The organism is Hyphomonas sp., from assembly GCF_040882205.1.
Classification (GTDB): Bacteria; Pseudomonadota; Alphaproteobacteria; order Caulobacterales; family Hyphomonadaceae; genus Hyphomonas.
In genome coordinates this window covers 1-6,686 of record NZ_JBBEBT010000076.1, presented here as the reverse complement: position 1 = coordinate 6,686, position 6,686 = coordinate 1, and the positions used below count along the sequence as shown (strand labels likewise).

The following is a 6,686-nucleotide window of genomic DNA, read 5'->3' as shown; positions in this document are numbered from 1 at the left end:
GGTGCGGGTCTTCGCCAAACCAAGCTGATCTCAACCGGCCGCTATTCAAGAGCGCGTCCGGCAGCATGTGCCGCGCCTGCCTCTTGTTACGCCTTCCAGAGCCGGGCCCTGGTTATTTTGGCTGAAATGAAGGGATCATTGTTATTTCTGCCAAAGCGGACCTGACGCATCTTTCTCCCATCTGAACCGGGAAGAGAAATAAAAAATGCACCGCCGCGACTTTTGACGGACTGTGGCAATGGCCCCTGCGCTGGTTGCGCGTGCCTCTCTGAAAGAAGCCGGCGCGCTGCCGGCTCCGGTGCCTGCAGAAGACCACGCAGCGACGCTTTCCGCGATGCGGCCGCCGAAACCGGCGCGTCCGGTGATTGCGGTTCTGCTGGACAATCGCGGTTCGGAGAGGACCGACGCCATCATTCCCTGAAGCGTGCTGAAACGATCAGGCAGGGCAGATTTTTTCTGCGTCGCACAGGAGCCCGGCCTGGCGCGCATGATGCCCGTTCTGTCCGTGGAATAGGAGTTGACGGCGGCTGATTTTGATGCGGCGTACAAGGACGGAGCCGACTACTTGACGGTGCCCGCACTGCACGATCCGAAATCGCCTGCGCCAGTCCGTTGGATACAGCGACAGTTGGACAGCTGTGCGCAAATCGTCGGCGTGTGCGCGGGCAGGCTGGCTCTCGGTCATGCCGGTCTGCGTGAGGGGCGGCGGGAAACGACGCACTGGTTTCACCGCAGCGAACCGGCGCACATCAGCCCGGGGATGACCTGGGTATCTGACCGCCGTTATGTCGCTGATCGCGGCGTGATTAGAACGACCGGCATCTCTGCGTCCCTGCCAGTGCCGCTGGCGCTGGTTGAAGCCATCACCGGTCCCTAGCCGGCGACGCGCCTCGCACGCGAACTCGGCGTCGCCTGACATGATGCGCGGCATGTTTCGTCCGCTTTCGGCAGCAACAATACCATCTGCAGTGAGGGCGCCGGCAATACGCTCCATCTTGCTGGCCGCAGAAATCTGGCAGGACGCGTCGAGGCAGAGGTGGACGAGATTCAGCTTGCCCTTCTTTCGGACGCCTGTCCGCGCCCCTGTCGGGGCAGCTTCAAGGTGTTTGCGCCGAGCGGCAGGCTGAGGAGCCGGAATGGATTGTAGCTGTGTCTGGACACCGGGCAAAAAGGCGAGGCGCTGGAGCAATTCGCCAAGCCGTGCTTAACCGGACAAGCTCCGGAGCGAGCGCTTGATGCAATTTTCGAAAAGTTCAGCGCGTCTGCCGAAAGGTTCGTGGCGCACTAGCTTGAGGTAATGCAAAGTCCAGTTGCAAGGCGGGCCTAAGGGTGTTCTGCGCAGACCTGACTAGTCGAGGTCCGAGCCAAGGCGCGCGGCGAGCTGCGTCGTGGTGCACAGCGGAAGGCGGGCTTCGGCGGGCAGGCGGGTCGAAAGCGATCCGCAGGCGCCTTCGAAGTCGGCTTCGCTGAAGCCCTTCACGGTCGCGAGATTGGCGCCGGCAAAACGGGCGTCCTTGAACGAGGCGCCGGTGATGTCTGCGCCGTTGAGACGGGCACCCTTGAAGTTGGCGCCGTTGAAGTTAGTGCCACGCAGGTTCGCGCGGTCCAGCATCGCGCCTTCGAAATTGGCACCGGACATGTCCGCACCTTCGAGACGGGCGATGATCAGTTCGGCGTCTTCGAAATTGGCGCCGATCATTACGGCGTCCTGAAGGCTGGCGCCGTGCATCAGTGCGCGGCGCAGGTCAGCGCCAGCGGCGCTGATTTCCTGCAGGCGCGTGCCGGCGAAAATGGCACCGGCGAGTTTGGCATTGGTCAGAACCGCGCCGCGCATGTCCGCGCCGGTGAGGTCTGCGCCCTCGAAATTCACGGCAGCGGCCTGAACGCCGCGCATCACCGAATAGTCCAGTTTGGCTTCCGAATAGTTGGCCCCGGCCAGCGTCCAGCCGGTCAGGTTGCGGCCCGACAGTTCGCAGGTAGCGCAGGTGCCGACATAGCTCGGCGACCAGGCAACGGGTTGACCCTGAGCCAATGCGCCGGGTGCGGCGATGGCCGCGAAAGCACCAGCAAGGGATACGAGACGCAGATTCAGGTTGTCCATAGAACTCGGGATAGCGGTTTCCGGATATGGTCTAAACTGAACAAACTGTAAGAACTGTAAATGCGGCACGACTGTTGCCAGAAAGCAATAAGTCTTGCCGGCCGGTCATGTTTTTTCCCGTGGGAGGGGGCGGGTTCGCCGGCAGATCGCTTGTGAGGCTACTGGCTCGCCCGGCTTTCTTCCCCGCAGGTGTCGCACGCAAGGTGGCCATCGGGGCCGGCTTCGAACAGTGTGAAGCTGCCGCACGACGGGCAGGCCTGCGAGACATAGGCGGGGGAAAGGTCTTCTGCCGCAGCGTCAGGCTCCTCGGCGGCCTTCTCGGCGCGGCGCTTGTCGAGGATGACGATATTGTCCGGCAGCTGCCCGCGCGAGAAGCCGCGCGAGATGATTTGGGCGGCTTCTGTGGTGAATGGCGCGGTCTCTCCGCGCGTCGCATCCCCGGCGCCACGCCCGAGCCCGTCGTGCGTGACGTCCGCTTCGGCAAGGTCGGCCCGGCCCAGATATGACACCGCAAGTTCCCGGAAAATGTAGTCCAGAATAGAGGTGGCATTGGTGATCCGGTCATTGCCGGTGACGGCACCCGCCGGTTCGAACCGGGTGAAGACGAAGGCGTCGGCATACTCTTCCAGCGGCACGCCGTATTGCAGGCCGAGGGAGACCGAGATCGCAAAATTGTTCATCAGGCTGCGGAAAGCGGCGCCTTCCTTGTGCATGTCGATGAAGATTTCACCGAGGCTGCCATCATCGAACTCGCCGGTATGCAGGTAGACCTTATGCCCGCCAACAGTGGCTTTCTGGATATAGCCTTTGCGTCGGTCGGGCAGCCGGGTGCGGCGCACGCGGGCGGGCGGCTCGTCCGTGAGCGCCGGCAGATCGGGCAGCGCCCCGGCGTCTTCAGCGATCTCGTCGGCGAGCGAGATGATCTGCTCCATGCGCATCCGGAGGTCTTCGGAGGGTGGTGCGCGGTGACCGGTCATCAGGGCAGAGAGCCCGGCGGCCATGGCTGACTCGGCCAGTTCGAGGCCCTGTGCAGACGGCGCGCGCAGCATACCCATGCCGCCTAGCGCCCTGGAGGCGGCGGCGGTGAAGCGGATCTCGGCATCGGCAGAAACCTGCAGGGACAGTCCCGCAGCCGCGAGGCCTTTCCCGGCGATTTCCTCGATCGCACCATCGATGGCGAGTTCGGCGGCGGCGATGTCCTTCTTTGAAAAGCCAACCGCCGAGAGCAGCGCCTTGCCGTCCGAGTCGAACCGCTCTGGCGACAGTTTGAGATCATTGATGATGATCTCGTCGCCCAGCACCCAGCGGGAGAAGGCGGCGTTCAGCGGCAGGCCGTCGCCGATGGCGCGGGTGACGCGCTCGATGGCATCGTCGGTAAAGCCCCGGTCGCGCAGCTTGTTGCGGCCGAGCGCAGTTTCGAGATCGTGCTCTCCAGCAAGGGCGAGGCGGTCCAGCAGCAGCGGCAGCTGGTCCGGCGCGCGGCGGGCAAGGCCAAAGCGGGCGGCGCGGCTGAGGCTTGGCGCGTCTTCGCCATAGGCGAGCACGGTGCGAACCGGGGCGGCGCCCTCGCTTTCGCATTCGGGCAGGACATGGGCCATGTCGCGCAGCGGCAGGATGGCCAGCTGGCAGGGGCGGCGGCCCGTGGCTTTAATGCCTTCAAGGCCGAGCAGGCGGCCCTGCGCCGCTGGGAAAGCGGCGCCGCTGGCAGCTGATTTCACAAGCGCCGCCAGGGCGGAGCCGACGGCGACACCGGTTTCTGAGGCGTAGTCGAGACCCAGCGACAGGACGGCGGCGCCGAGGCCGGCAACAACCAGCATGCCGTCCCCGAGGCTGCGCGAGGCGGCATCGACGGCGGCGACGAGATAGTCCGCCTCCAGTCCGGCCGGACCAACCGCCTGCGCCACATCCAGCACGCGGCAGAGTGTGCCCGCTTCCGGCAGGGGCGCGCGCATCAGATGGATCTCGGCGCCTTCCTCGAGCGCGCCGAGCAGGCTTTCCGAGAAGGCGCTGTCGATATGGCCCGCCTCGAACACGCCGGGGCGGGGCGAGGGGGTGCTGACGGCAGCGGCGCGCAGCGAGGCGGCGGTCTTCAGGATACCGCCCGGCTGGCGGAGCGCCTCTTCCAGAACATCCTGCGGCAGGCCGGCGGCGAGGGCTTCAGCGAGCTCGGCGTTGCGAGGTGCATCCCCGAGGCGTTCCAGCATCTCGGCGGTGGCAAGCTGAGAGACGCCCAGCAAGTTGGCAGCCGACCAGGCCGAGCGGACGTCCCGGAGAGCCGCCGCGTTCAGTGGCTGGGGCGGGCGACCGGCTGATCGCAGGACGTCCCGCAGGCGCATTTCGGGGGAGACAAGCCCGTCGGATTCGGCGGCTTCCAGCAGGTCGCTTGGAGATTTAGCTGACATGAATGGGGTCCCGCGCCGAATCAGTTCAGCTGAGGGTGCCTTGCGGGCGCTCCTGCTGCAAGCCCGGGCAAGGGGCTTCCAACAGGGTAGATTGCCTGCAGGCAGTGGATGGATTAATTGCCGCCGCAGAGCCATATTGCAGCCATCAAGTGAGGTCAGGAAACCCCATGCTGAAACAGATTTTCACTTGGTGGAGCGGTCATACGGTGGGGGCCGCGTTCGATATCGGGCGACGTGCCATCGAGATCGGCGCAGACGAGTATGGCAATCGCTATTACGAGGAGCGCAAGCCCTCCATCGAGGGCCGCCGCCGCCGCTACGTGATGTATAACGGTCTCGCCGAGCCGTCAAAGGTTTCGGCAGACTGGCATGGCTGGCTGCACCACACGCTGGACGCCCCGCCCACCAAGATGCCGCTCGACCGGCGCGAATGGGAAACCGACCACCGGCCGAACATGACCGGCACCCCCTATGCGACCAAGCCGAAAGGCAGCCTGGCAGCCGGCGACAATCGCCAGAAATCTGACGCTGATTACGAGGCTTGGAAACCTGATGCGTGAATCATTCTTTGAAACCCTGATCGGCGCGCTGGTTGTCGGCGTTGCGGCCTTCTTCCTCTGGTTCGCGCTGGCGCGCGGCGGGGAAGCCTCAACAGGCTCATCGCAGTATGAAGTAACCGCGCGCTTCAACAGTGTGTCGGGCCTCGCGCGCGGCTCGGATGTCCGCATCGCAGGCGTCAAGGCCGGCGTGGTCAAAGTCATCGAGGGCGATCCGGAGCGCTTCGAAGCGGTGCTGACGCTGAGCCTCGATTCCAAATGGGTGCTGCCGGACGATACCGACGCGCGCGTCTCGACCGACGGCCTGCTTGGCGGCGCCTATATCGCGCTGGAGCCCGGTGCCGGCTTTGACAATATCGCCCAGGATGGAACAGGCGAGATCCAGTATACGCGCGGCAGTGTGGACCTTTTGACGCTGTTTGCCTCCTTCGCTTCAGGCAGTGGCTCGTCACAAAATACGTCAACGGACGCGCCTGAACTTGACGATCTTGAAGCCCTTGATGATCCGCTGGAGACTGTGGAATGAAATCGCTTCTGCGCGGCGCCGCGATTGCGGTGGTGGGTTTTTCGCTGGCCGGCCTTGCGGTCGCAGCGACCTATGCGAAGCAGGACCGCGCCACCCTGCGCGCGCTCGACAAGATCACCGGCCGCTCGACGGACATCGTAGTGAAGGTCGGCGAGCCGGTCGTGTTCGGCTCGCTCAGCATCGACCTGAAGCGCTGTTTCCAGACCCCGCCGGAAGAAGTGCCGGAAAGCGCCGCGTTCCTGCGTATATCCTCAACCCGGCCGGTGGCCGAAGAACAGCTTGAATCTTCTGCGGCCGGAGACAGGGAAGCCGCCGCAACGCTGGCGCTTGCGGAAAACCCGGTTGTGTTCTCGGGCTGGATGTACGCATCCTCGCCCGGCCTCAGCGCCCTCGAGCACCCGGTCTATGATATCTGGGTGATCCGCTGCACGGCCCCCGCGCCCGTGAAGCTGCCCGACCGCGTGATCGTGCCGCTCGGCGACGAGCCGCTGGTGGACGACATGCCGGCTGGCGTTGCCGAGACGGATGAAGCCCCGGTGATCGAGGACGTTCCGGCCGGGCCCGAACCCATCGACTGATCCTCAGTCGGCGGATGGAAACTGGTGCTGACCTTCAGCGCACGTTTCAGCCGTGTACGGAATTCTTCGCGTGTGACTTCGATCAGGCCGAACTGGTCCAGATGCGGATTGTAAAACTGTGCGTCCAGCAATGCGAAGCCCCGGTCGATGAGCCGCGCTGCAAGGTGGACCAGCGCAATCTTTGACGCGTCGGTGGCGCGCGAGAACATGCTCTCGCCAAAGAAGGCGCCTGCGATGGCCACTCCGTAGAGCCCGCCCACCAGCGTCTCGCCGTCCCAGCATTCGACCGAGTGGGCATGCCCCTGCCGGTGCAGCGCGCTGTAGAGATTGATAATGCCGGAATTGATCCAGGTGCTCGGGCGCGCGTCGTGCGGCTCGGCGCAGGCCTCGATGACGCGCGTGAAATCGGTGTCGAAGGTAACGCGGAACGGGTCCTGGATGATGCGGCGCGTCAGGCGTTTCGGAATATGGAAGGCATCGAGCGGCAGCAGGCCTCGCAGTTCTGGATCGACCAGGAAGAGA

Annotated in this window: 6 protein-coding genes and 1 pseudogene; 3 read left to right on the top strand and 4 right to left on the bottom strand. The window is 64.6% G+C overall.

Annotated elements, in window-relative coordinates:
- Positions 1-436: 436 nt before the first annotated feature.
- The 3 genes from WEA77_RS03285 to WEA77_RS03275 all read right to left on the bottom strand — a co-directional run bounded on the left by WEA77_RS03285 (position 437) and on the right by WEA77_RS03275 (position 4,503).
- Positions 437-1,189 (bottom strand): hypothetical protein, encoded by a 753-nt coding sequence (locus tag WEA77_RS03285; RefSeq protein ID WP_368066431.1) that lies wholly within the window; start codon positions 1,187-1,189, stop codon positions 437-439.
- A 159-nt stretch (positions 1,190-1,348) separates the two neighbouring features.
- Entirely contained in the window at positions 1,349-2,101 is a 753-nt protein-coding gene (locus WEA77_RS03280; RefSeq protein WP_368066430.1) for a pentapeptide repeat-containing protein, read from the bottom strand.
- Between the two features lie 158 nt (positions 2,102-2,259).
- Entirely contained in the window at positions 2,260-4,503 is a 2,244-nt protein-coding gene (locus tag WEA77_RS03275) for a hypothetical protein (RefSeq protein ID WP_368066429.1), read from the bottom strand.
- A gap of 167 nt (positions 4,504-4,670) precedes the next feature.
- Between WEA77_RS03275 and WEA77_RS03270 the strand changes: the two genes are divergently transcribed.
- From WEA77_RS03270 to WEA77_RS03260, 3 genes are read left to right on the top strand one after another with little or no spacing between them, the layout of a single operon-like run.
- The gene (locus tag WEA77_RS03270) at positions 4,671-5,063 is read left to right on the top strand and encodes an NADH:ubiquinone oxidoreductase subunit NDUFA12 (RefSeq protein ID WP_368066428.1); all 393 of its coding nucleotides are present in this window, start codon (positions 4,671-4,673) and stop codon (positions 5,061-5,063) included.
- Positions 5,056-5,586, top strand: a complete 531-nt coding sequence (locus tag WEA77_RS03265; protein WP_368066427.1) for an outer membrane lipid asymmetry maintenance protein MlaD — start codon at positions 5,056-5,058, stop codon at positions 5,584-5,586. The genes WEA77_RS03270 and WEA77_RS03265 overlap by 8 nt, the downstream gene beginning before the upstream one ends.
- Positions 5,583-6,164, top strand: a complete 582-nt coding sequence (locus WEA77_RS03260; RefSeq protein ID WP_368066426.1) for a DUF2155 domain-containing protein — start codon at positions 5,583-5,585, stop codon at positions 6,162-6,164. Before WEA77_RS03265 ends, WEA77_RS03260 begins: the two co-directional genes overlap by 4 nt.
- A gap of 32 nt (positions 6,165-6,196) precedes the next feature.
- Here the strand turns inward: WEA77_RS03260 and aat are convergent.
- A pseudogene (gene aat / locus WEA77_RS03255) lies at positions 6,197-6,686 on the bottom strand (leucyl/phenylalanyl-tRNA--protein transferase); the annotation flags it as partial.